General features: G+C 62.8%; 21 protein-coding genes. 9 read left to right on the top strand and 12 right to left on the bottom strand.

Translation table 11 applies throughout. The features are described 5' to 3' along the window. The first annotated feature begins 23 nt into the window (after positions 1–23). Positions 24–1,373: an aminotransferase-like domain-containing protein gene (locus GQB03_RS08160; protein WP_159687261.1), complete on the top strand. Its 1,350-nt coding sequence runs from the start codon at positions 24–26 to the stop codon at positions 1,371–1,373. 31 nt (positions 1,374–1,404) lie between these two features. On the opposite strand, the gene GQB03_RS08155 is transcribed toward GQB03_RS08160, so the two are convergent. Together GQB03_RS08155 and GQB03_RS08150 are read right to left on the bottom strand one after the other, a co-directional pair. Then, complete coding sequence (locus tag GQB03_RS08155) at positions 1,405–2,661, bottom strand: D-amino acid dehydrogenase (protein WP_159687258.1); 1,257 nt, start codon at positions 2,659–2,661, stop codon at positions 1,405–1,407. Then, positions 2,658–3,062: an MAPEG family protein gene (locus GQB03_RS08150; RefSeq protein ID WP_159687256.1), complete on the bottom strand. Its 405-nt coding sequence runs from the start codon at positions 3,060–3,062 to the stop codon at positions 2,658–2,660. Before GQB03_RS08150 ends, GQB03_RS08155 begins: the two co-directional genes overlap by 4 nt. A gap of 161 nt (positions 3,063–3,223) precedes the next feature. Here GQB03_RS08150 and GQB03_RS08145 point away from each other — a divergent pair, with 161 nt between their 5' ends. Next, entirely contained in the window at positions 3,224–4,954 is a 1,731-nt protein-coding gene (locus tag GQB03_RS08145; RefSeq protein ID WP_159687253.1) for an ABC transporter transmembrane domain-containing protein, read from the top strand. A gap of 50 nt (positions 4,955–5,004) precedes the next feature. Here the strand turns inward: GQB03_RS08145 and GQB03_RS08140 are convergent, their stop codons facing one another. The 4 genes from GQB03_RS08140 to GQB03_RS08125 form a co-directional block, all read right to left on the bottom strand. Then, positions 5,005–5,337, bottom strand: coding sequence for a BON domain-containing protein (locus GQB03_RS08140; RefSeq protein ID WP_159687251.1), 333 nt, complete (start codon positions 5,335–5,337; stop codon positions 5,005–5,007). 201 nt (positions 5,338–5,538) lie between these two features. Continuing rightward, positions 5,539–6,945, bottom strand: coding sequence for a sigma 54-interacting transcriptional regulator (locus GQB03_RS08135; protein WP_327516738.1), 1,407 nt, complete (start codon positions 6,943–6,945; stop codon positions 5,539–5,541). After that, positions 6,942–7,535 carry a permease gene (locus tag GQB03_RS08130; protein WP_159687249.1) on the bottom strand — a complete coding sequence of 198 codons (594 nt, stop codon included), beginning with the start codon at positions 7,533–7,535 and terminating at the stop codon, positions 6,942–6,944. Before GQB03_RS08130 ends, GQB03_RS08135 begins: the two co-directional genes overlap by 4 nt. Further along, positions 7,525–8,931 (bottom strand): sensor histidine kinase, encoded by a 1,407-nt coding sequence (locus GQB03_RS08125; protein ID WP_159687246.1) that lies wholly within the window; start codon positions 8,929–8,931, stop codon positions 7,525–7,527. Before GQB03_RS08125 ends, GQB03_RS08130 begins: the two co-directional genes overlap by 11 nt. Positions 8,932–9,314: 383 nt before the next feature. Here GQB03_RS08125 and GQB03_RS08120 point away from each other — a divergent pair, with 383 nt between their 5' ends. Continuing rightward, positions 9,315–9,956 (top strand): bactofilin family protein, encoded by a 642-nt coding sequence (locus tag GQB03_RS08120; RefSeq protein ID WP_159687244.1) that lies wholly within the window; start codon positions 9,315–9,317, stop codon positions 9,954–9,956. 148 nt (positions 9,957–10,104) lie between these two features. Next, on the top strand, positions 10,105–10,869 hold the full coding sequence (locus tag GQB03_RS08115) for an N-acyl amino acid synthase FeeM domain-containing protein (RefSeq protein WP_159687241.1): 765 nt from the start codon (positions 10,105–10,107) through the stop codon (positions 10,867–10,869). Between the two features lie 134 nt (positions 10,870–11,003). Here GQB03_RS08115 and GQB03_RS08110 read toward each other — a convergent pair whose 3' ends face one another. Continuing rightward, positions 11,004–12,983 (bottom strand): CHASE domain-containing protein, encoded by a 1,980-nt coding sequence (locus GQB03_RS08110; protein ID WP_159687238.1) that lies wholly within the window; start codon positions 12,981–12,983, stop codon positions 11,004–11,006. 131 nt (positions 12,984–13,114) lie between these two features. On the opposite strand from GQB03_RS08110, the gene ettA reads away from it, so the two are divergent. Continuing rightward, positions 13,115–14,779, top strand: coding sequence for an energy-dependent translational throttle protein EttA (gene ettA / locus GQB03_RS08105; protein WP_159687234.1), 1,665 nt, complete (start codon positions 13,115–13,117; stop codon positions 14,777–14,779). A gap of 212 nt (positions 14,780–14,991) precedes the next feature. Further along, complete coding sequence (locus GQB03_RS08100; RefSeq protein ID WP_159687231.1) at positions 14,992–15,498, top strand: hypothetical protein; 507 nt, start codon at positions 14,992–14,994, stop codon at positions 15,496–15,498. 21 nt (positions 15,499–15,519) lie between these two features. Here GQB03_RS08100 and GQB03_RS08095 read toward each other — a convergent pair whose 3' ends face one another. The 3 genes from GQB03_RS08095 to GQB03_RS08085 all read right to left on the bottom strand — a co-directional run bounded on the left by GQB03_RS08095 (position 15,520) and on the right by GQB03_RS08085 (position 17,465). After that, positions 15,520–16,071, bottom strand: coding sequence for a chromate transporter (locus tag GQB03_RS08095; RefSeq protein WP_235026987.1), 552 nt, complete (start codon positions 16,069–16,071; stop codon positions 15,520–15,522). After that, a complete protein-coding gene (locus tag GQB03_RS08090; RefSeq protein WP_159687228.1) occupies positions 16,068–16,631 on the bottom strand; it encodes a chromate transporter in 564 nt (187 codons plus the stop codon). The genes GQB03_RS08095 and GQB03_RS08090 overlap by 4 nt, the downstream gene beginning before the upstream one ends. Before the next feature lie 111 nt (positions 16,632–16,742). Further along, positions 16,743–17,465: an ABC transporter ATP-binding protein gene (locus GQB03_RS08085; protein WP_159687225.1), complete on the bottom strand. Its 723-nt coding sequence runs from the start codon at positions 17,463–17,465 to the stop codon at positions 16,743–16,745. Between the two features lie 4 nt (positions 17,466–17,469). Between GQB03_RS08085 and GQB03_RS08080 the strand changes: the two genes are divergently transcribed. Continuing rightward, positions 17,470–18,057, top strand: coding sequence for an arylesterase (locus GQB03_RS08080; protein ID WP_235026986.1), 588 nt, complete (start codon positions 17,470–17,472; stop codon positions 18,055–18,057). On the opposite strand, the gene selD is transcribed toward GQB03_RS08080, so the two are convergent. Then, positions 18,054–19,094, bottom strand: coding sequence for a selenide, water dikinase SelD (gene selD, locus GQB03_RS08075; protein ID WP_159687217.1), 1,041 nt, complete (start codon positions 19,092–19,094; stop codon positions 18,054–18,056). The genes GQB03_RS08080 and selD overlap by 4 nt on opposite strands. Before the next feature lie 57 nt (positions 19,095–19,151). Here selD and mnmH point away from each other — a divergent pair, with 57 nt between their 5' ends. Then, complete coding sequence (gene mnmH, locus GQB03_RS08070; RefSeq protein ID WP_159687214.1) at positions 19,152–20,207, top strand: tRNA 2-selenouridine(34) synthase MnmH; 1,056 nt, start codon at positions 19,152–19,154, stop codon at positions 20,205–20,207. A gap of 83 nt (positions 20,208–20,290) precedes the next feature. Here mnmH and GQB03_RS08065 read toward each other — a convergent pair whose 3' ends face one another. Continuing rightward, a complete protein-coding gene (locus GQB03_RS08065) occupies positions 20,291–20,845 on the bottom strand; it encodes a class I SAM-dependent methyltransferase (RefSeq protein WP_159687211.1) in 555 nt (184 codons plus the stop codon). A gap of 286 nt (positions 20,846–21,131) precedes the next feature. Here GQB03_RS08065 and GQB03_RS08060 point away from each other — a divergent pair, with 286 nt between their 5' ends. Beyond that, the gene (locus GQB03_RS08060; RefSeq protein ID WP_159687208.1) at positions 21,132–24,461 is read left to right on the top strand and encodes a PAS domain S-box protein; all 3,330 of its coding nucleotides are present in this window, start codon (positions 21,132–21,134) and stop codon (positions 24,459–24,461) included. Positions 24,462–24,613 lie beyond the last annotated feature (152 nt).

The raw sequence follows: 24,613 nt of genomic DNA, 5'->3' as shown, positions 1-24,613 counted from the left end.
TGAAACGAATTGTGTGCAATACAATGTGGCTTCCCGAACTCGATCACGGCCGGCCGGCCTATCTCGCGATTGCCGACGACATTGCTCGCGCGATCCGCCGCGGCACGCTTCGTCCGGGTGACCGCTTGCCTACGCACCGACTGCTCGCCGATCTGCTCGGGGTCAACGTCAGCACCGTCACGCGGGCCTATCGCGAAGCCGCGCGCCGCCGTCTGATCGACGGTGAAACCGGCCGCGGCACCTTCGTGCTGGGAAGATCGGCCGAAGCCGCGCTGTTTGCCTACAACGGTGACCCAGCCCGGGATCTGATCGATCTCTCCACCAACACACCGCCACGGGCGCCCCGCGACAGCGAACTCGCAGCAACGATTTCGGCTTTCTCCAGCGGTGAATCCGCGAGTCTGTTGCACTACCACACCACGGGAGACTGGCTGGTACATCGCGCAACCGCGGCGCGCTGGCTAGGGCTTCGCGGTATCGACGTCGACCCTGCGGCGATCGTCGTCTGCGCCGGTGCCCAGCACGCCATGGAAACCGCACTTTCGCTTTTCGAGGGCGCCGATGCGGTTGCCACCGAGGCACTCGTCTATCCCGGCCTGAAGGCAATCGCTCGACAACGCAGATTGACGCTCGAACCGCTCGCGATGGATGGCGAAGGTGTCACGCCTGCGGCCGTCGAGGCTGCCTGTCGGCATGCCGGCGGGCGCGTGGTCGTACTCTCGCCGACCTTGCAGAACCCCACGACGGCCAGCATGGGCCTCGCCCGCCGCGAACAGATCGTTTCAATCGCCCGACGTTACGACACGCTGATCGTGGAAGAGGATGTCTATGGCCTGCTGCCGGCCACGCCTTCCGCTCCGCTCGCAGCGCTTGCCCCCGAGCGCGTGTGCTATGTCACCGGCCTCTCCAAGACCGTGGCGCCAGGGCTGCGCATCGGCTATCTCGTGTTGCCGCCTCGCCTTCGCAACCGCATGGACGAGGCGGAACATCGCACCAGCTGGTACGTATCGCCAATCTCCGCAACGATTGCCGCCCACTGGATGCATGGTGGCACCGCACTCGACCGCCTTGCCCGCCAGCGCACCGAACTCGCAGCGCGACACCGCATCGTGTGCGAGCGGCTCGCCGCATTCAAATGGCACGGTGGCGCACATTGCCCACATGTATGGCTCGAAATCGGCAGACGCAACGCCGATGAGTTCGCCGAACGGGCACGTGCGCGGGGGGTGGCGGTGGTGCCGAAGAGCGTCTTCGCCTGCGGCCGCCAGGGCGGCGTCGAAGCGGTACGGATCTCGATCGGGGCCGCCCCCAATCGCAAGCTTCTCGATCGCGGCCTGACCCTGATCGCCGAACTGCTCTCAGAGCAGGCCTAGCGGCCGCGAGCGCGACGCCGTTCGCCTGCTATCAGCCAAACGTCTCGGCAACGCCGAGCCCGTCCATCGAATGAGCAGGCGTCCTCCCGGCGACGCAATCCGCGAGCATTTGCGCCGTGCCGGTCGCGGTGGTCCATCCCATCGCCCCATGGCCAACATTGAAATAGAGGTTCGAATGCCGCGTCCGGCCGATGATCGGCGTGCCGGCCGGCGTCATCGGGCGCAGACAGGACCAGGGCGATGGGTGATCGAAATCCGCGCCCCCCGGGAACATCGTGCGCGCCCGAAGCACGAGCGTCTCGACATCCCGCCGGGGCAACACATTCGCGTAGCCCGAAAATTCTGCGGTGCTGGTGAGCCGCAAACGATCGCCAAGCCGCGACCATGCGGTGAGGGTGCCATCATCGACGCCGGCCAGCGTCGGCGGCGCATCGCCCTCGCGGATCGGAAAGCTCACCGAATTGCCGCGCACCGGATAGATCGGCAAGCGGTAGCCGAGCGCCCGCACCAGGCGCGGCGCGTGGCTGCCCAGCGCCACCACGACGGCATCGGCTTCGATCGAACCCTGATCAGTCTTCACTGCTCTCACCCGGGTTTCATCCGCGTCGAGTGCCTCAACCGTCACGCCGTAGCGAAAATCGACACCACGGTAAGCGCACCATTCGGCCAGCGCGGTAGTGAAACGCCATGCGTCGCCGCTTTCGTCACCCGGGCAATACAGGCCACCCGCGATGCGCCCCGCCCATGCAGCGAGGCGCGGCTCCACCGCCAGTACCTCGGCAACGTCGAGCGCGCGAACCTCGACACCTTCGGCCATCAGCAGATCGCTCTGCTGCCGCGCAGTGGCGAGTGATTTGACATCGGCGTACAAGTAAAGCAAGCCACGTCGCGTGGCCGCGTATTCAACACCGGTGTGTTCGACCACACGCGCAAGTTGCGCCTGCGAGTAGCAGGCCAGCCGCACCAGCCGACGTGAGTTCTCGGCCCAGCGGGCGCCGCGGCAGTTGGCAAGAAAGGCAAGACTCCAGCGCCAGAAAGCGGGATCCAGGCTCAAACGCACCCGCAGTGCCTGGTCAGGGTTGAACAGCGAACGCAACATGGCCATCGGCGCTGCCGGCGAGGCCCAACTGAAGGCATGTCCCGGCGAAACCAACCCCGCGTTCGCAAAACTCGTCTCCGCAGCGGCGCCCGCAGCCCGCTCGAGCACCTGCACCGAGTGACCATCCCGCAACAGGGCATGGGCGGCGGTGACGCCGGCCAGCCCGGCACCCAGGACGACGATCTTCATGCCGCGCCCCCCAGGATCGCGACGATCACCCCGGCACCACCGCCGAGCCCCAATGCGCCGAACGCGGCAGCCGCAATGACGAAGCCGCGAGCGCGCAGCGGCGGATCGCGGTGGTACCCGATTGCGTAAAGGATGCGCCCCAGCAGCCACAGCAAGCCCAGCAACATGGCGTAGAGGTCGCTCACGTAGATGGCGAAGATCCACAGGCAGGGCAAGGTCATGACCGCCCACTCCAGGGTGTTCATCTGGATGCGGTAGGCGCGCTCGAAGAGCGGGTGGCCGGAGACCGCTGGCGCCTTGATCTGGTAACGGTGGCGAGCCTTGCCCACCAGAAAGGTCGTCGCGAACATGAGCAGGACGATCAGCAAGGTGGTACCGGCGGTCAGGGGAAGCGAGCTCATTTCAAGCACTGGCTGGTTCACGGAGTCCGGAGTATAGGGCTTGCCACCGAAGGCACGGAGCCCCCTTGCCCACGGCGATTGCATTTCGGTCCGTTCTGGGCGGCAACGCTGCCCTGCCCCTAGAATGCGTGCTGCCTGTCACCCCGTGCCCCGAGAACTGCATGCCTCCATTTCGCCTTTTTTTCGGTCTGCTCCGCCCACACCGCAGCCGGGTAGCATTTGCCGCGATCGCGCTCGTGGTCGCCGCCGGTGCCATGCTCGGCGTCGGCCAGGGCTTGCGGGCGGTCATCGACAAGGGCTTTTCGGCCGGCGACCCGGACTGGCTCGATCGCACCCTCTTGGCGATGTTCGCCACAATCGCCCTGCTGGCGGCGGCGACCTATGTGCGCTTCTACAACGTCTCGTGGCTCGGCGAGCGGATCACCGCCGATCTGCGGCGCAAGGTGTTCGACCACCTGTTGAGTCTGCCGCCCTCGTGGTTCGAGGCCGGACGCACCGGCGAGGTAATCTCGCGGTTGACCTCTGACACAACCCAGATCGAGAACGTGATCGGCTCGGGTCTGTCGATCGCGCTGCGCAACGCCTTGCTGCTTATCGGCGGGCTGGTGATGCTGTTCACCACCAGTCTCAAGCTCACCGTGCTCACACTGACCGGCGTTCCGCTGGTGATCGTGCCGATCATCCTCTTCGGGCGACGCGTCAGGAAGCTCGCGCGGGAGAGCCAGGACCGCGTTGCGGACCTCGGCAACCGCATCGACGAGACCATTCACGAGATCCGTGTGGTCCAGGCTTACGGCCATGAAGACGCCGACCGGAGCGACTTCGCATCACTGGTCGAACGCGGCTTTGCAACCTCGGTCGAGCGGATCCGCAATCGGGCGATGCTGGTGGTCGTGGTGCTGGTGCTGGTGTTCGGCGCGATCGCCTTCATCCTCTGGATCGGCGGCCACGACGTGCTCGACGGCCGCATTAGCGCTGGCGAGCTGTCGGCCTTCGTCTTCTACGCAGCGTTGGTGGCGGGCAGCGTGGGCGCACTATCGGAGGTCTGGGGCGATCTGCAGCGCGCCGCCGGCGCAACCGAACGGCTGATGGAACTGCTCGGCGCTCAGCCAGAGATCCGCGCCCCTACCGAGCCCCTGCCACTCCCACGCCCGCTGCGCGGGGCGCTGTCGCTCGAGGCGGTGTCCTTCAGCTATCCGGCACGCCCCGATACGCCCGCGCTGGACACTTTCACGCTGTCAGTTCAGCCAGGCGAAACCGTGGCACTGGTCGGCCCCTCAGGAGCCGGCAAGACCACCGTATTCCAGCTCCTGCTGCGCTTCTACGACCCCCAGTCCGGCATGCTGAGACTCGATGGCGTCGCGCTCGCCGATGCCGATCCACAGGCGGTTCGCGCAGCCATCGCGCTGGTGCCTCAAGAACCAGTGATTTTCGCCACCAGCGTATTGGAAAACGTGCGCTACGGCCTGCCGCAGGCCACCGAGGCAGCCGTGCGAGGCGCATGTGATGCGGCCTTCGCCGCGGAATTCATCGAAAAACTGCCTGACGGCTATCGCACCCATCTCGGCGAGCGCGGCGTAAGGCTCTCGGGTGGACAACGCCAGCGCATCGCAATCGCCCGCGCGATCCTCGCCAACCGGCCGATCCTGTTGCTGGACGAAGCCACCTCCTCGCTCGACGCTGAAAGCGAACGCATGGTACAGGCCGCGCTCGAAACACTCATGCGCGGCCGTACCACACTCGTAATTGCGCATCGCCTTGCGACCGTCCAGAAAGCTGACAGGATCGTGGTCCTGGAGCACGGCCGCATCATCGAGACCGGCACCCACGCGCAGCTCATCGACAGGCAGGGGCTCTATGCTCACCTCGCCAGGCTGCAGTTTGCGGCCTGACCCGCCCGGACTGCCGCAGGTGTGCCCCGGCACGATGACGGCGAACGGATTCAGCGATTCGCGAGCGTGAGCACGCTCTCGACGCGTGCGACACCTTCCACACCGGATGCCAGTTCGATGGCGCGCAAACCTGCTGCCTCGGCATCGACCGTGCCTCGCAAGCTCACCACCCCCCTGTTCGTATCCACCCGGATCTTCGAACCCATCAGCGATGGTTCCGACATCAGTACTGCCGAGACCTTTCCGTTGATTGTGGCGTCTTGCGCGGAACCACCGGCCTGCCCGACCGACTGGGCGGCACTTTCAGCCGAGAAGGCCGGAGGGAGGCCAAGTGCAACTGCGGAAACCGAAAGCAGCGCGGCGATGACTTTGCGGTTGTTCATATGTGACTCCTTGCGTTGTTCTTCGAAAGGCGCAGCCCTATGGCGGCTGCACATGGCTCAACGCGAGGATCGTGCCAAAACAAATTTCCCGATTAAATTCAGACAATTAGCCGCAAAAACCAGCACTCATGTCACGTCATGACTGTCGCCCGGGCCAGACACCCAGCCGACAGAATCCAACAAGCCACTGATTTAAAACGACTATTCTTGTCGCTGCAGTCCAACACCTTCGGCACTCGAACGAAAGAGCGCAGGCGTAAGCTCATGCTTCTGAAGCAGGCGATAGAATTCGGTCCGATTCCGATCGGCCAGCCGGGCTGCGTCCGAAACATTGCCGTCGGTCAATTTCAGCAGCTGGATCAGATAGTTGCGCTCGAACCGCTGCTTCGCGTCGGCATACGTCAAGGCCTCCATGCTGGGGACCCTCAACGCTCGCTGGACGAGCGTCAGCGGTATCAGCGGCGTCGTCGTAAGTGCGCAGACCTGCTCCACCACATTGAAAAGCTGACGCACGTTCCCTGGCCAAGGCGCGGTAACCAGGGCTTCCATCGCATCCGACGCAAAGCCGTTGACCGACTTCCGATACTTCTCCGCAAGCTGCTGCAGGAAATGCGTCGCGAGCAGGGGGATGTCTTCGCGCCTCTCGGCCAACTGCGGCAAGCTCAACGACACCACGTTGAGCCGATAGAACAGATCCTCGCGAAACTGCCCTTCGGCCATCGCCGCGTCCAGGTCCCGATGTGTCGCCGAGAGAATGCGTACGTCGATCGGCGCGGCACGGGTTGAGCCGACCGGTCGTACCGCCCTCTCCTGAAGCACCCGCAGCAATTTCACCTGCAGGGCCAGCGGCATGTCGCCGATCTCATCGAGGAACAGGGTGCCGCCATCGGCGGCCTGGAACAATCCCTCGTGGGAGCTGGTTGCACCGGTAAACGCGCCCTTGATGTGGCCGAACAATTCGGATTCGAGCAATTGCTCCGGGATTGCCCCGCAGTTGATCGCCACGAACGGTGCGGCCGCACGCGGGCTGGCGAGGTGAATCGCCCTGGCAAGCAACTCCTTGCCCGATCCGCTCTCGCCTCGAATCAGGATGCTCGCATCCGATGCCGCAACCATGCGTGTTTCTTCGAGCAGTTCCGCCATCCGGTTGCTGCGACTGACAATGGCCTTTCGCCAACTGTCATCGGCATTGCGCTGCTGCGGCACGTTGCCGGTCGCTCCAAGGGTCAGGGCCTGCTCGACTTTGTCGAGCAGTGCTCGGCTGTCGAACGGTTTGGTGAGATACCCGTAGACACCCTTGGAAGTGGCTTCGACCGCATCCGGGATGCTGCCGTGCGCCGTAAGGAGGATTACCGGCAGCGAGGCGTGCTGACGCCGTATTTCATCGAACAGGGCAAGACCGTCGCGATCCGGCAGCCGCACGTCGCTGATCACCAGGTCCGGGCGCTCTACCGCAAGACGTGCCAGCGCCGCTTCAGCACTGTCCGCCGTAGTGACACGGTAGCCGTTGGCCGTCAGTCGCATCGAGAGAAGTCTCAGCAGATCGACATCGTCATCCACGACAAGCAGATGGGCACCATCGACCGCGATCAGTTCACCAATCGTCATTGCGGTTTCTCCGGAGCAATCGGTGGCAACGGCGTCACTGGCCGGGTCGGCAAGCTGCGCTCGATGGCCGCGAGCGCGTCGAGCTTTTCCTGCAACTGCTCCGCGCGCTTCTGGCTATCGCGTGCAATCTGGCCAAGCTTCTCCGTCTGCACGCCCAGCTTGAGCCGTTCCGCATATTGATCGGCGAGCACCCGCGCGAGCGGTTGCAGTGCAACGGCATTCTCGTCATCCGATTTCTGCAGGGCCTCCAGTATGGACAGCGCCTTGGCAAGTTCGGCGTTGCCTCGGTCGTTACCGAACAGAATCGCCTGCTGAACCAACAGGAAGGGATCCTGGCTACGCGTTGCGAGCGCGTTCCTGAGTCTGACCTGTTCGCTCGCCGACAATTTCTGACTGCTTTGATAGAAGGCCAGCAGGGCCCGCAGACTTACATTTTCGGCCTGCCCTGGCGCCACCGCCTCGACGCGCGGCGGCCGCGGCTTGGAAATATTCGCCGGCAGCATTGCGTCGTCCGCAGGGCGGGTATCGAGCGCGCTACAACCCGCGAACAGCAGGCACGCAACAGCCACCCAGCTTGTGTCAATTTTCATAGGGAATTTCAATTCTGAAACATGCACCGTGCTCACTCGGTACCAACTTAACCTGGCCACCATGGGCAACCACAAGCTCCCGAACGATCGAGAGACCGATACCACTTCCGCCACCATTGCCCTTGGCGGGTCTTCGCGTGCCTTGGTAGAAGGGATCAAAAACCCGAGCAGCGTCCGCCGGCGCCACTCCGGGACCTTCATCGAGACATTCGATCACCAGCGCCGCGCCACTACGGCTGACCAGAAAACGGATGTTTCCGCCTAGCGGGCTGAACGCAATCGCGTTCGACAGCAGATTCCCGATCACGATACCAAGTTTCTCGGGGTCGGCCTGAATCGGTGGCGCTCGACCCGCAACGCTTACCCTCGCTTCACGTGCCTGCCACTGCAAGGCCTGATCGCGCACGACCTTCTCGACCAGGACTCGGGGATTGAACGCCTGCCGTCGCAATCGTCGTGCATCGAACGCTGCAGCGTTGTACCCGAGCAGAGCCTCGATCCGCGACTGCAGCGTGATACTGTTCTGCTGCAGGATCTTCACCACCTCGACCTGCGCATCGACGAGTGGTCCCGCAACACGATCCTCGAGAAGCGCCACGCCTTCCCGCAAGGCGGCAAGCGGCGTTTTCAGTTCGTGCGAGACGTGGCGCAAGACACGAAGCCGATCCGCTTCCAGATCGACCAGCCGCTGCCGTAACCAGTCGAGTCGGCGCCCAACCCGCCGTAGATCGGCAGGTCCGACGATATCGATCTCGCGATCGAGTCGGCTCTCCCCCAGGCCTTCGATCGCACGCTCCAACCTCGCCACCGGACGGACCAGCCATCTGCCGAACAGCAAAGCCAGAATCAGGCTTCCGACAATGGCGGCACCGACTTGCCAGCCCAGCACCGCGCGATTGCTCTCCAATTCGTCGAGAAGCTCGCGGTTATGCGCTTCCATCGACCGACGCCCGGTCTGGGCGAGCGTGTCGTTGAGGCTACCGAGCCGTGCAAGCATGACACCGACACGCTCGGCATCGGCCGGTTTGCCAAGCGCCTCGAGCAGATCATCCGCAGCCTCGCGCCATGCGGCCAAGGGAGCGGAGAACTCCGGCATCCGGAGCGTCTCCAGGTGCTTGACCGACTCGAGCGCCTCCCGCTTCGCCCTGCCCAGCCTTTCGAGCAAAGTCGCGTCTTCGAGCACCAGGTACTGCCGTGCGCTGCGTTCCATATCCACGGACCGCTCACCGATCAACTGTATCGCTGCAGTGAGTTGCAGCGCACTCTGAGCGGCATGGTGACTTTGTCCCGCAAAGCTCTCGAGCATGCGCAGACCCTGGATGGCGGCACCGCTCAGGACCAGCGCAATCAGGATGAATGCCAGAAGCAACAGTTGCCGAAAGGATATGCGGGACATCGGGGTGCTCGAACGGCGAGGGCGTAACCTTGAAAGTCTATGGAATGCGGACGCTCAAGAAAGTAATCAAATGAAAAGCCAGCCTATCAGGTCCATCCCTGAACAAGGGCATACGTCACGCGCCGACACAGCTTGCCGCAAGCTGTCGCCGTATGGCGACATGATTTACTCATTTAAAAACAGTAGCTTACATAAAAATCAAAAACAGCATGTCGCCATTTGGCGACACTTGGCCTGTCACCTTGCAGCTGAAGGCACCGTTGGATATCGGCCAAGTATATGTTTAGAAAAACAATTTCAAATGTGGCATCAGAATTGCTTTATCACCCTCGGGGAGGCGGCCGCCTCTTCTCCGGTCAGGAACACTTAGCTGAGGAGCCCAAATGTTCAACAAGCAAAACCTCTTCACCAAACACCAGGAAAATCTCGCCGAGCGCAAGCCATCGTCCACTGGTGCGACGCCGTCCCTTACCCAGTCCGGCCCGACCGGAGGCTCGCTGGGTTCGGGCAATGCATCGACGACGCCGACACACAACAGCACCTCATCAATGACATCTTCGACCCCCCTGTACGCGTCGCAGCGCGAGACCCAAACCTCGACCGCGGTAAGCAAGGCTGCCGACAGCGCACCCGAGGAAAATGGTCAGGAGTCGGGAAGCCGCCTGATCGTCGGCCCGGACGTCAAGCTCAAGGGCGCCGAGATTCTGGACTGCGACACGCTCGTGGTGGAAGGTCGGGTTGAAGCGACGATGGATAGCCGCGTGATCCGGATCGCGGAAGAAGGATCTTTTTCCGGCAAGGTCGGCATCGACATTGCAGAGATCTTTGGCCGATTCGACGGCGAGCTCACGGCACGTCAACAGCTGATCATCCACGCGACGGGACGCGTGAGCGGCACGATCCGCTACGGCAAGATCCTCATCGAAGAAGGGGGCGAACTCTCGGGCGACGTGAAGTCGCTTGCCCATGGAGACAACGAGTCTTCAGCGAAAATCAAGCCGGTCGTCGTTAGCTCCAACAGCTGATCTCAGGCATCAATCAAGGTACCGCGGCGCCTCGAACGGCGCTCGTGGGGCCTTTGAGCGGGCAACGATCGAGCCGCCCGCCGCCGGATCCCCAAGCTTGTGCGTGGCGCTTTCGCTCCATTCAGTCACTTATTGCGGAAACATCATCATGAACTCTAGCGAATCGCACATCCGGAAGCCGGCGCATCATACCGAACGAGCCGTTCTTCTACGCGGGCACCAGGCGGCAAACCAGCCAATCGCGGCCCACGGCACAAACGTGCGCGAAATCACGACCCGCAGGAGCGCACGTCACACCAGCGTATTGCTGGGCAGCCATCAGCGGGCACATCGTGCCGCCGGCCATCTGGTAGAGCGCATGTATGCCCGCCGGGGACTGAGCATCTCGGCCCATCGCGACGACACCCTTGATCATAACCGTCTGGTCATCACCGCCGGTTCCGATGAACAAGTGTTCGGGACAATGACCCTGGGCTTCGATCACGCCGAGGGGCTGCTCGCCGAAGCCCGTTACGCGGAAGAAATCACTTCATTGCGTGCGCGCGGCGCGCGCATCTGCGAAATCACGAGACTCGCCATCGACAGCCGGACGGGCTCCAAGGAAATTCTCGCGGCGCTGTTCCAGCTTGGACATATCCATAGCCGCCAGATCCGCCGAATGACGGACGCAGTAATCGAGGTTCATCCCCGGCATGCGCCTTTTTATGCTCGCATGCTCGGCTTTTCGCGGATCGGCGAGGAAACGATTTGCCCCCGTGTAAATGCGCCGGCGGTGCTCATGCACATCGACCTCGCCCACGCCGATGCGATGATCGCCCGTCACGCGGGTTTCCGCGAAGCGGGAGAAAAGAGTCTCTATCCTTACTTTCTTCCGGCCGAAGAGCAACCCCAGCTCCTCGCCCACTGCGGCTAGGGGTCGGCCGGACACGGCGAGAGCACCAGGCGCACTTGCGCCCCACCGGTTCGTTTTGGCGATGAACGGAACCCGCCGCATACCGGCGGACGTGGTTGCCGACTCTTTTGCACAAGGCTCCGAACGGCGAAAGCTCAGTCAGCGCCCTCATCGAACGCGGCGACATTGTTGCGTCCGCGTTGTTTGACTCGATACATTGCCGCGTCTGCCCGCCGCATCAGGACGTTTTCGTCCGTCCCGTCTTCCGGGCAGATCGCCAGTCCGATACTCACAGACACGTTCAGATCGTCTTGATCCGTCCGGATGGGCTGGGCAAATGCACCGACAATCTTGTTGGCCACGTTGATCGCCGCCTGACGGTTTTCAATCTGGGGAAGGAGGACCACGAATTCGTCCCCGCCCATGCGCCCCAGCGTATCGCTGTCCCGCAGACAACCCTTTACCCGGGCAACCGCCTCACGGAGAACCTGATCGCCCACCGCGTGCCCGAAGGTATCGTTCACTTCCTTGAACCGATCCAGGTCGATGAACAAGAGTCCAAATCCGCTCTTGTAGCGACGAGCCAGCCCGAGCGCCTGCTGCACCCGATCATGTACCACGAACCGGTTTGGCAGCCCGGTCAGCATATCGTGGGTGGCGAGAAAGCGAATCCGTTCTTCCGACGCCTTCCGATCGGTAATATCGGTCAGCATCAGGGTCGCGCCCCGGAACGCGCCGTCACGACCGAAAACCGGATGATCCGACGCAAGAACGACCCGGACCTCACCATTGGGTGGCTCCAGCACCGACTCGTAGGTCAATCCTTCCCCCTCGCGTAACCGTTGCAGAATGGCTTCGACATCACTGCCGGAAAGGCTGCGGCAGACATCGGCGAGACCGCGGCCGATCAAGTCTTCGGCCGAGGTGTTCAGCCAGCCGGCAATTCGCGGGTTGGCGAACGTGAATCTCAAGCGGTCGTCAAGCGCCGCAACTCCGTCACGGGAAAGATTCACCAGCACCGAGTAGCGCTCCTCGCTTGCCCGCAACGATTCGGTCAGACGCTGCATCTTGACCGCCCGACGCCGCATGTTCGACAAGGCCCATGTTCCCGACGTCAGCAAGGTGAACAACAGGCCGAGCGCAACGAGATCCCGACTGATCGGCGCGATACCGGCCCCGAAACCGGGGGCCGCATCAAATCGCATTCGCCAGACCCGCCCTCCCATGAGAATGGGCGTTGCATAGCTCGCCACAACGGGTTGCTCGACCGTGTTCCCGAACAGGCTATCGAAGAGCAAGGTTTCGCTGCTTTCCACCTCCGCATCGTCATAGATCCGCAGGCGCAGATTGACGAAGCTGCGCCCGAGCGCCCCGTCGACCAGTTCGCCCATGCGGAACGGGCTGTACGCCCAGCCGAGCAACTCGCCCCGGGCGCCTTCGATCGCCCCAGCGGTCGGGATGCCCGGCGCAAAGACCGGGAGATAGAGGATGACGCCGGCCTGGATTTCCGTTTCGGTTTCCTGCACCAGCGTCAACTTTCCCGTCATGGCGGGCTCCCCGCTCCTCAGGGCGCGAAGCATGGCTTCGCGCCGTACCGGCTCGGTGAACATGTCGTAACCGTAGGCACGAAGGTTTCGCCAGTTGGCCGGTTCGAGGTAAACGATCGAGCTGACGGAGCCTGATTCTCCTTGGCCACGCGGCCACACGCGAAACTGTCGAAACCCTTCGGACCGGGCGCGCTGCTCGACTGTCGCGATCTGATCCAACGGTACGTTGCGAGCAAATCCAACACCCAGGACACCCGGATAATCGCGATAAAGGCTGAGACCCGACACGAAGGTATGCCATTCGGCCCGGCTGACGTCACCACGTGTCGCAAAGAGTGCCGACGCGCCACGCAACACCAGCGCGTAGCTGGCCACCCTCTCGCGAATCCGCAGGGCCTGACTGTTCGATGCCGAGGCGAGGCGATCATAGACCGCTGCAGATTGGCGCGATCTCAGTTCGGAAAACGCGAAGAAGATCAACACCACGGATGCGATCGCAACCACAACGGTGGGCCACATCGTCGGTTTGCCGTAGCCGCGATCGGACCATCGCCTTCCTCGCTGGCCCAGCGCTTCCTGGTCCCGCATGCGGCCTTCTCCCGATGAGTTGGAGCGATGACACCTCATTTGCCACCGAGCAAGCAGCCAGAAACGCAGACTTGCAAGCATCCGCTGCTGGAGTAAGCTTGCGGCCTGTTTTCCCGAAGATACTACTCTCAATGGCCCAATACGTAATGTCCATGCTCCGCGTGAGCAAGGTCGTGCCGCCGAAGCGGCAAATCATCAAGGATATTTCCCTTTCGTTTTTTCCCGGCGCCAAGATCGGCCTGCTGGGCCTCAATGGCTCAGGCAAGTCGACCGTGCTGCGTATCATGGCGGGAGCCGACAAGGAGTACGACGGCGAAGTGCAACACCTGGCCGGCCAGCGGATCGGCTACCTGCCGCAGGAACCTGAGCTCGATCCTGACAAAACAGTGAAAGAGGAGGTCGAATCGGGCCTCGGCGAGATCATGGAAGCCCGCCAGAAGCTCGAAGAAGTATACGCAGCCTATGCCGAGCCCGATGCCGACTTCGACAAGCTGGCTGAAGAACAGGCGAAATACGAAAACATCCTCGCAACCGCGGGTGCCGACATCGAAACCCAGATGGAAATCGCCGCGGATGCACTGCGTCTGCCTCCGTGGGACGCGGTGATCGGCAAGCTATCGGGCGGCGAAAAGCGCCGCGTCGCACTATGCAAGCTGTTGCTGTCGCGCCCCGACATGCTGCTGCTGGACGAGCCCACCAACCACCTCGACGCGGAATCGGTCGATTGGCTGGAGCAATTCCTGACCCGCTTCCCCGGCACAGTCGTCGCGGTCACCCACGATCGCTACTTCCTCGACAACGCAGCCGAGTGGATCCTCGAGCTCGACCGTGGCCATGGCATTCCCTGGAAAGGCAATTACTCGTCCTGGCTCGACCAGAAGGGCGAGCGCCTGGCGCAGGAGTCCAAGCAGGAAGCCGCCCACATGAAGGCGATGAAGACCGAGCTGGAATGGGCGCGCTCCAATCCCAAGGCTCGCCAGGCGAAATCCAAGGCCCGTCTGGCGCGCTACGAGGAAATGTCCAGCGTCGAGTACCAGCGCCGCAACGAAACCCAGGAAATCTTCATTCCGCCGGGCGAGCGCCTCGGCGACAAGGTCATCGAGTTCAACGAGGTGTCGAAGGCCTTCGGCGACAAGCTCCTGATGGACAAGGTCAGCTTCAGCATTCCGCCGGGCGCCATCGTCGGCGTGATCGGTCCGAACGGTGCGGGCAAATCGACGCTCTTCAAGATGATCGAGGGTCGAGACAAACCCGATTCAGGCGAAGTCGTGATCGGCTCGACGGTCAAGATCGCCGCAGTCGACCAGTCGCGCGAGGGTCTTGCAAACGACAAGACGGTGTTCGAAGCCATCTCCGAAGGTGCTGACATCCTGACCGTGGGGCGCTTCGAGATGCCAAGCCGGGCCTACATCGGGCGCTTCAACTTCAAGGGTGGCGACCAGCAGAAGATCGTCGGCAATCTCTCGGGCGGCGAACGTGGCCGGCTGCACCTCGCCAAGACGCTCATCTCGGGCGGCAACGTGCTGCTGCTCGATGAACCCTCCAACGATCTTGACGTGGAAACGCTACGGGCGCTTGAAGATGCGTTGCTCGAATTCGCTGGTTGCGCATTGGTGATCTCGCACGACCGCTGGTTCCTCGATCGCATCTGTACCCACATCCTCGCCGCCGAGGGCGAATCGCAATGGACCTTCTTCCCGGGCAACTACCAGGAATACGAGGACGACAAGAAGAAACGACTCGGCGAGGAAGGTGCGAAACCAAAGCGCATACGCTACAAGCCGATCACGCGCTGAGCGATGTCGACACAAACCGGGCCCCTGGCCCGGTTTTTTTCTTAAGGGCCAGCGCGCACCGCCGTTAAATCGCCTATGCCGCGGTGCAGGAGATCCCTCGAGCCCCTGCACTGTAGGTTTTGAGTAATCGATTGGGACAATCAAAGGGCGTGCAGAAGCCCTCGGCCACCCAGCATCCTCCGGTACGCCCCCAATCCACGACGGAGACATCGATGGCACAGGGCATGCTCGTCAAGACGCAACAGGGCCACGCCGAGATCGAGCGGAGATCGGCTGGCCTCGACATGAGGTTGCGACGGCTTCTGATTCTGGTCGATGGCAAGCGATCCCTGGCCGACCTCGCGAAGATGTCGGGGATCGACGAAGTCGAGCCCCTGGTCGAACGCCTGCGGCAAGCCGGCCTGATCGCACCCAGAGAATCGATCTCGGCTCAAGCGCCCCCCTCCGCACCAGATACCGATCCAGCACTCGCCACCGTTGCTGCCCTACCCGAGCGAGATGGCAAATCGCTCGGGATGGCCCGCAACTTCATGTTCAACACCCTGCGAACCTTCAACGGCAACCTGAGCAAGCTGTCTCTCCAGGAGGCTGTCCACAAGTGCCCCGACCATGCGACGCTGCGGTCGCTCTACCCCGCCTGGGCGGAAGCCATCAACGAGACAACAATGGGACGACGGCGATTCCCCGAGTTGCAACAGCAATTGTTCGCCGTTCTCTGACCCGACAAACCGATTGCGCCGTCACACGAATCCGAAGCCCCCGGCGAGCGCACCGACCAGAATCAGCCAGATCGGGCTGATACGGGTCCGCAGCAACACCGCGACGGTCAGCGCCATCAAGGCCAGCGCCCCGGGCCAATGCTCGGGATCCTTCACGAAAGGCAGAGAAAGTACCCAGGCGGTGGCTGCGATGAGACCGATCGAAATTGGCGCAAGACCGGTGGTGAACGCCTTGACCGCGGGTGCATCCCGGCGCTTCGCCCCCCAGCGTCCCGCCCACAGCGAAAGTGCCGTGGAGGGCAGCAGGATGCCGACCATGGCTACCACAGCGCCGACAAGCCCGCCGACCTGATAGCCGAGAATCGGCACGAACAACACGTTGGGGCCCGGTGCAGCCTGCGCCAGCGCGATCGAACCGGTGAACTGGCTATCCGTAAGCCAGCTTCGCTGCTCGACAAGATAACGATGCATCTCGGGCGCTACCGAAACCGCACCGCCGATCGACAGCATCGAGAGCGCCAGAAAGCGCAGAAACAGCTCCAACAGGTCCACCGGAACCACGGCCACGCTCATGACTTCGCGCGCTCGCGGCCGATGCACCAGCGCGCTGCGCACCAACCGCTGGTGCCGAGCGCCAGCACGACCCAGACCAGGGGTAGCCGCAGCACCGCGATGGCGATGAAGCTGGCCAACATCAACGCCCCACACAGCCACGGGCCCATCGGATTGCGTCGCAACGCGGCGAGCAATTTCGCGGCCATCGCCAGCATCAGCCCGGCGGCCACCGCCCCCATCCCCCTCATCGCGCCCGCGACCTCGGGAATGACCGAAAACTGGTTATAGATCGCCGCGAGTCCGAGTACCAGCAGCATCGGCAAGAACAGCATGCCACCGAGCGAAGCAAGCGCACCGGACAAACCAAAATGCCGATCGCCAAACATCAAGGAGAAATTCACCACGTTCGGCCCGGGCAGAATCTGCGCAACCGAATAGATGTCGAGATACTCCTCACGGGTCAGCCAGCGCTTGCGGTCCACCAGCTCGCGCTGGGCGATCGCAAGGACGCCGCCAAAGCCTTGCATCGCCAACCAGCTGAAAGTCAGAAAGAGGTCGCGACGCGAGCGCGGCATCATCGCCGCTTCCGAGGTTCGGACCGGTGTCGTAGAGGAACTCGATTCGGGCATACGGAATCCGATGGCATGGCTTCGGCCAGCAGGTTTCAACAAGTGACGGACTGTGCCAGATCAGGCTGAACGGGCATCCGGAACTTCTTCGTGCAACCGCCCCTCGCGCATCCTGAACTGCCTGTCGCATCTGCCGGCGAGCGCTTCATCATGGGTGACCAGCACCAGTGTGGTGCCATGCTCGACGTTCAACGCGAAGAGCAGGTCTATGATCGCCTTGCCTGTCGCAGCATCAAGGTTACCGGTGGGCTCGTCGGCCAGCAACAGCGCCGGCGAAGGGGCAAACGCCCGTGCCAGCGCCACACGCTGCTGCTCACCGCCCGAGAGATGCTTCGGATAATGGTTCAGCCGTCCCGACAGGCCGACGCGTTCAAGCCACTGGCGCGACACGGTCGCCGCGTCGGGCGCACCCGCCAGTTCGAGTGGCAACATCACGTTCTCGAGCGCACTGAGCGCCGGCAACAACTGAAAGGACTGGAAAACGAAGCCAATCGTCTCGCCCCTCAGCGCCGCGCGCTCGTCCTCGTCGAGCATGAAGATGTCGGTACCTCGAATGCGCACGCTGCCGCCGCTGGGTTGGTCCAACCCCGCAAGCAGGCCGAGCAGCGTGGATTTACCGGAACCCGAGGCTCCAACGATTGCAATCGACTCGCCCGCCCCAACCTGAAAGCTCACATCCTGCAGAATATGCAGCGGTGCGGCACCATCTGCCAGCGCCACCTGCTTGGCCAGATGTGTGACCTCCATGACCGGAACGGAGAATTCGATGTTGCTGCGATCCATTGTTATGCTCTTTTTCCTTGCGCTCGCCACCGCCGCAAATGCGACCGGCGTGCTGGTCTGGGGAGACAGCCTTTCGGCCGGCTACGGTCTCAAGGCCAACGAATCCTGGCCCGCCCTGCTCCAATCGCGCCTCGCCGGGCTCGGCCTCGACACGAAAGTCGTCAATGCCAGCGTCAGTGGCGAAACCAGCGCCGGCGGGCGCTCCCGCCTGCCCGAAGCGCTTGCGCGCAACAAACCCGCGGTGGTTGTCATCGCGCTCGGCGCCAACGACGGGCTCCGCGGCCTGCCGCTCGGCATGATGCGCGACAACCTGCTTGCCATGGTCGATGACGCCCGCGAGGCTGGCGCGAAAGTGGTATTGGTCGGGATGCGCCTGCCACCGAACTATGGCCCGGCTTACACCACGAAGTTCCAGAACACCTTCAACGAAGTTGCCAAGGCGCGCAAGGTCCCGCTGGTCCCGTTTCTGCTTGAAGGCATGGCCACCGACCCGGCGCTGTTCCAGGCCGATGGCATTCATCCCCTTGCAGCGGCCCAGGGCCACCTGCTCGACAACGTCTGGCCGGCGCTCAAGCCGCTCCTCACCCGCTAGATCACATCCACGCCGGCGGCACCATCTGCAAATTCGCCGATCACCGCGGCGCGATCGAAACCCTCGTCGCGGAACAGTGCAAGCACGGCTTCGGCTGCCGACGGCGCGCACGACACCAGCAGACCGCCGCTGGTCTGCGGGTCGGTGATCAACTTCTGCTGCCACATCGGCGCATCCGGCGACATCGCCACATCGGTGCCATAGCCAGCCCAGTTGCGCGTCGACGCACCGGTCGCGACGCCGTCCCTCGCGAAGGCTAGTGCCGACTCGATCACCGGCAGATCATCGAAGCGCACACGCGCACGCAAGCCCGAGCCACGACAGATCTCGAGCAGATGGCCGGCAATGCCGAAGCCGGTCACGTCGGTCACCGCATGCACCGCTTCCATCGCCGCCAGCCTGGGGCCGGGCGTATTGAGCTTGGTGGTATGGCGCAGCATCTCCTCGTAGCCCGCGCGGTCAAGGATGCCTTTCTTGAGCGCGGCGCTCAGAATGCCGACACCCAGCGGCTTGCCGAGGATCAGGACGTCACCCGCGCGTGCCTCGGAGTTGCGTTTGACTCGCGAAGGGTGCACCACACCCATCGCCACCAGTCCGTAGATCGGCTCGAGCACGTCGATGGAGTGCCCCCCGGCGATCGGAATGCCCGCGTCGCGGCATACCGAGGCGCCACCTTCGAGGATCCGGCCGATGACTTCGTTGGGCAGTTTGTCCAGCGGCATGCCGACGATGGCAAGCGCCATGATCGGCTGCGCGCCCATTGCATAGACATCGGAGATCGCATTGGTGGCGGCGATACGGCCGAAATCGTACGGATCATCGACGATCGGAGTGAAAAAGTCGGTGGTGGCGACGATCGCCTGCTCATCATTGAGCCTGTAGACTGCCGCGTCGTCGGCCGTTTCGGTGCCGACCATCAGTGCCGGCGGCACAATGCCCGCCGGCGCCCGGGAAAGCAGTTCGGAGAGTATCGACGGCGCGATTTTGCAGCCGCATCCGCCGCCGTGTGAAAATTGCGTGAGTTTTATTTCGTCCATGCCAGCATGCGGCCCACAGGCCGTCCATTGATCAGAAGCGTATTGAACCGGAAAACAATGAAAAAAGGCGTCGCGACCGTAGCACAACTGGACGAATTTGATGAAATCGTGGACGTCCGCTCGCCCGCCGAGTTCGCAGAGGACCACATTCCCGGCTCGATCAATTGCCCGGTCCTCGACAACGAACAGCGCGCGCAGATCGGCACGCTGTACAAACAGGTATCGCCCTTCGAGGCTCGCAAGCTCGGAGGCGCACTGGTCGCAGAAAATCTCGCCCGGCATCTTCTCGCCCGCTTCCAGGACAAGCCGCGCGACTGGCGACCACTGGTCGCCTGCTGGCGCGGCGGCCAGCGCAGCGGCGCATTCACCTCGTGGCTGCGAATGATCGGCTGGGATGCCTGCCAACTCGAGGGCGGCTACAAGAACTACCGGCGGTTTGCAGTCGAACAGATTGCCCTGATTGCGGCCCGCCTCGATATCCGGATCATCTGCGGGGCCACCGGGAGCGCAAAGACACGCATTCTCGAGGCTCTGTCGGTGCGCGGCGCTCAGATCATCGACCTCGAAGCGCTTGCGGTGCACAAGGGCTCGGTACTCGGTTCGCTGCCGGGACGTCCGCAACCAACCCAGAAGTGGTTTGAATCCTGTCTGTGGAGCCAGCTGCGCAAGCTCGACCCTGCGAGGCCCGTGTATCTGGAAGCGGAAAGCAAGAAAATCGGCCGGCTCCAGGTCCCCGACCCGTTGATCGCGGCGATGCGCGAAGCCGAATGCATCGCGATCGAAGCGAGCCGCGAGGCGAGGATCGCGTTCCTGCTTCGTGATTACGCCTACCTCGGTGACGACATCGCCGACCTGCAGTACAAGATCGGTTGCCTCAAGAGCTTGCAGAGCAACGAAACCCTCACCCGCTGGCAGGAACTTGCGGCCGAGCGTGCACTCGAGCCACTGTTCGCGGAGTTCATCGATCAGCACTACGATCCGCTGTACAGACGTTCGCAGAACCGCAACTATGTCCGTTTTGGTGAGGCCACCGTTTTCGAGAGCACCGACTTGTCTCCGGACGGTATAGATCGCCTTGCGGCCGCCATACTCAAGGGCCGGCAGTCTTCGTGATGATTGCCGCCTGCCTCCCCCGACATCGCGGCCAGACCCATCCTGCTCCGTGCCGTCCCCGACCGCGGCACCCCTGATCAGCCTCAGGGCGGCGGGAGCCGCACGTCAGCACCACCCTTTTGCGCGCAGATTCGCTGAACCACCGCAGGTTTGGGGTACTCGACCTCGCCCTGCTCGAAAGCGACGACCCCGAAGCCGCAGTCCACAAGCCCGAGCAGTTCGTGCTCCCGGAGCAGAAATGCAGGATTGCGCGGACGCCCGAGGCGCTCATTGCCAACCATGAAGGTCTCGTAGATCAGGACGCCCCCATGACCAAGCAGTTCGAGCAACATCGGCAGCCGAGGTCGATAATGGTAGTTCGTGACCACGACGCCGTCGAAGCGCCGCCCCTCATAAGGCCATGGGCCCGACTCCAGATCCGCCTGACGGGTTCTTATGCCTCGCAAGCCCTCCAAGGACTCGAGAGACGGCACATCCCTGTCAACTGCCTCGACCCGAAACCCTTGCTCCGCCAGCCACCGGGCATGCCGACCATTACCGCAGGCGTAGTCCAGCACGTCGCCTCCCGCACTGATCAAGGATGCAAACCGTTTGACCCAGGCAGATGGGGTCGCAAGAGATGAATGGCCGTTTGTCATCTTATCGATCAACACTGTTTGCCAGGAATCCGGTTCCGGCAGATGTGCAAGTCACGGGAGAATCCGGCTTGGGGACGATGACGAGCAAGCGCCCTGACACGCCGTGCGCACGCTATCATGGCAGCCATTGTAGCGGAGCGAACGTGATTGGAACTGGCGAGCCCCAGGCTTCGTCCCGACCACGCCTGTTTATGTTCGGACCCGAGCCCGGCCGGAACAGCTGGCCCACATTTCGGGACGTGCTTCCTGGCAATCGGTCGCAAGGCTTTTTCACTCGACATCAGCGATGAGCGGCACGCCCGAAAACACCCGATTCCTTGATCACGGCCCCGTTGCGCTGACGCTTCTGCTGGTCGGTTTGCTCCTCGCCACGTCGGGTGCCGTATGGCTCGATCGAAAGATCGATCAATTCGCGACGAGGCACGCCAGCCAGCGAGCGGAACAGGCAGCGGTGCAGCTTTCCGCACGTCTGTCGCGGATCGAGTCCATGCTGGGCCGACTCGCCCTGGCGGATGCCACGCCAACTCAAGCGGTCGATGCGCTGCGCGCCGACGGTCTGCCCGCGATGCTCCTTCCACACTCGCCAGCAGACAGCCTCGACGTCGAAGGGGCGCCAGCGTTGAGTTTCGGCACGAACGCCGCTGTCCTCTATATCCGCGTGGGCCACGGCCGACTTGCCAGTGTCGGTTCGGAGCACCTGCTGTCATCACCCAACAACGACACCGGCCCGCTGCGACTCATGCCAACGGAAAGCCCGCCGGTGCCTGGAGAGGCGCGTGCTCAGGTTGAAGGCTCCCGGGGACTATGGACGGTGAGCAGTTCACCGGACCCGGCCCGCTTACCCTGGATCGTGTACCGACTTCCGCTGATCGCGGCGCTCTTCGTCAGCGCGATCACGCTCCTTGCCTTCTTCCTGCTGCGCATGCACCGGACACGACAGAGCCAGCTACAGGCGCAGATTCGCCGCGTTTCTCGGCGAACGGCCGGCGACCAACGCCGGCTCCTTGATTTCATCGATCAGTCTGCCGACTGGTCCTGGGAAACCGATGCTGCCCAACGTCTCGTCTACATCAGCGAAGGCATCCGCACCCGCGCCAGACTGGATCCGGCGGATTTTCTTGGCCGGGCCTTGTGGGACGTGCCCCACCAAGACCTGCAGCAGTCATCTTGGGCTGACCTCAGAAAGACGCTCGAGCGCCAGCAGGAATTCTCGTGCACCATGGATCAGCTGGATCTCGATGGCGCGCTGCGCCATCTCGAGATCACGGGCCGCCCGATCTTCGACAGGAAACACGCTTTCATCGGCTATCGCGGCATCGGCCGCGACGTCACCGAACGCATCGAAGCCGCCCGCTCGCTCAAGGCAAGCGAGGAGCGCTTTCGGGATCTGGTCAGCCTGTGTTCCGACTGGTACTGGGAAAAGGATGCGGAACTGCGTTTCGTGGAAATTGCCACTGAGGGCACCCGCCGCGGGCCGCAGATTCATGAAGCCTGGCTGGGACGCACCCTGCGAGAGATTCTCGGGGAAAACACGACGGTTGCAGGCTGGAAGTCGGTCGAACGGCGGCTTGCTTCGCATCAATCCTTCTCCGGATTCGAATTCCAGATCACGGGCGAACGCCCCGATGCCGGTTGGTATGCGATATCGGGCCGCCCGCTGATTGATCCAACCGGCGTCTTTCGCGGTTTTCGCGGCGTGGTACGGGAGATCACCACGGAACGTGAAACCAGCATAGCGCTGGCCGAGAGCGAGGCGCGCTATCGCGCCAGCTTCGAGAATGCGCCGGTCGGCATTGCCAGTCTCGGCCCCGAGGGCGGCTGGGTCGCGGTGAATAACACGCTGTGCACCCTGCTGGGATACCGGCGCGAAACCTTGCTTGCCGAGTCATTCGAAGCGATCGCCCATCCTGCTGACCGCACCGCCTACCGCGACGCGATGGCGCAACTGGTTTCCGGAGAAGGAAACAATTTCCTGATCGAGATGCGCCTGCTCCATCGTGACGGAAAGGACCGCTGGGTGAGACTCAACGCCACGCTACTGCGCGATGGTACGGGCGCACCCGATGTATTCCTGTTCGTGTTCGAAAACATCACCGAGCGAGTCGCGGCAATGCGCGCACTGCACGCCAGCGAACTTCGATACCGGCGCCTGGTGGACCTCTCGCCCGACGCGATCTTTCTCCATCGCGAAGGGAGATTGATACTCGTCAATCCGGCTTGCGTGCGACTCTTCGGCGCCCGTGACGAGCATCAGCTGCTGGGACGCTCCGTCCTCGAATTGGTCACCGACGGCGACAAACCGAAGATATCGATGCGCATCGCCGAACTGCAGGCCGCCGCCGGCGATGGCAGCGCCACACCGCTGGCAGTCTTTTCATACCGGCGGCTGAACGGCGAACCTGTTCAGGTGGAATCCACCGGCGTGAGCGTGATGCTCGAAGACGGTCCGGCCGTACTGTGTGTGCTGCGCGACATAGGCGAACGGCTGGAGGCGGAGAAATCCCTGCGGGAGAGCGACGCGCGCTACCGGGACGTCGTCGAATCGGTCAACGAAGTCATCTTCCAGCTTGATCATCGCGGCCGCTTCAACTTCCTGAGCAAGGCCTGGGAGACAGTTTCGGGCTTCGGCGTCGAAGAATCGCTGGGCAGCCCGCTGCTCGAATTCCTGCATCCGGATGACCGCGACAAACTCAGCCGGCGGATCGCAAACATGCACAGCTCCCGAAGCCTGAGCTGTGAAGCCGAGTTCCGGCTAAGGACCGCAAACGGCGAGATTCGCTGGATCGAGGCAACGGCACGGCCCGTGGACACCGATGAAGCCGGCGGTGGCGGGATCCGGGGCTCGCTGGACGACATTTCCTCGCGCAAGATCGCCGAACTGACCCTCAAGAATCTCAATCAGGAGCTCGAGAGCCGTGTGCGGGTACGAACTGCGGAACTCGAGGCCTCCAACCGCGAACTGGAGGCTTTTTCGTACTCGGTATCGCACGATCTGAGGGCGCCGCTGCGCGCAATCGACGGTTTTGCCCATGTCGTGGAAGAGGACTACGGCAAGGTACTGGATGCAGTGGGCAGCCAGTACCTCAGGCGGATCCGCGCCGCGAGCAACAGGATGGCAAACCTCATCGACGATCTGCTGGAGCTGGCTCGCCTGACCCGACAGACCTTGCGCAAGGAGACAATCGACCTCAGCAACCTGACCCTGCAGATCATCGACGATCTCCGCGCCGAGGATCCGTCACGGTCTGTCGAAGTCGAGGTAACACCTGGCCTGGTGGCGCAGGCCGATCGCATCCTGATGCAGGTGGTCCTTGAAAACCTGCTCCGCAACGCCTGGAAGTTCACGGCGGACAAACCACTGGCGCAGATTCGCTTCCTCGCCGAACGCCGCAATGAAATCCTGGCCTATTGCATCGCCGACAATGGGATCGGTTTTGACATGAACCATGCTGCCAAGCTGTTCCAGCCCTTCCAGCGGCTGCACGGTCAGAACGAATACGAAGGTTCGGGAATCGGACTGGCGACGGTCCAGCGGATCATCCAGCGTCACGGAGGTGAAGTGTGGGCCGAATCGATGCCAGGCAAAGGCGCTCGCTTTTATTTCACGCTCAACTAACAAACGTTTGTAGCATCGCTACCACGTTTGATAAATCGTCCGTGATCTGTGTCAAACTTGTATTTGTGCAGTGCACTACAATTCGCGAAGGTTAACATAACGGAAGGGCACCCGATCCGCGTGGCCTGCGTTCGGCTGACCTGATCCCTCAG

Origin of the sequence: Cognatazoarcus halotolerans (assembly GCF_009800965.1) — a bacterium.
Taxonomy (GTDB): domain Bacteria; phylum Pseudomonadota; class Gammaproteobacteria; order Burkholderiales; family Rhodocyclaceae; genus Cognatazoarcus; species Cognatazoarcus halotolerans.
This window is presented reverse-complemented; position numbering and strand designations above follow the sequence as displayed.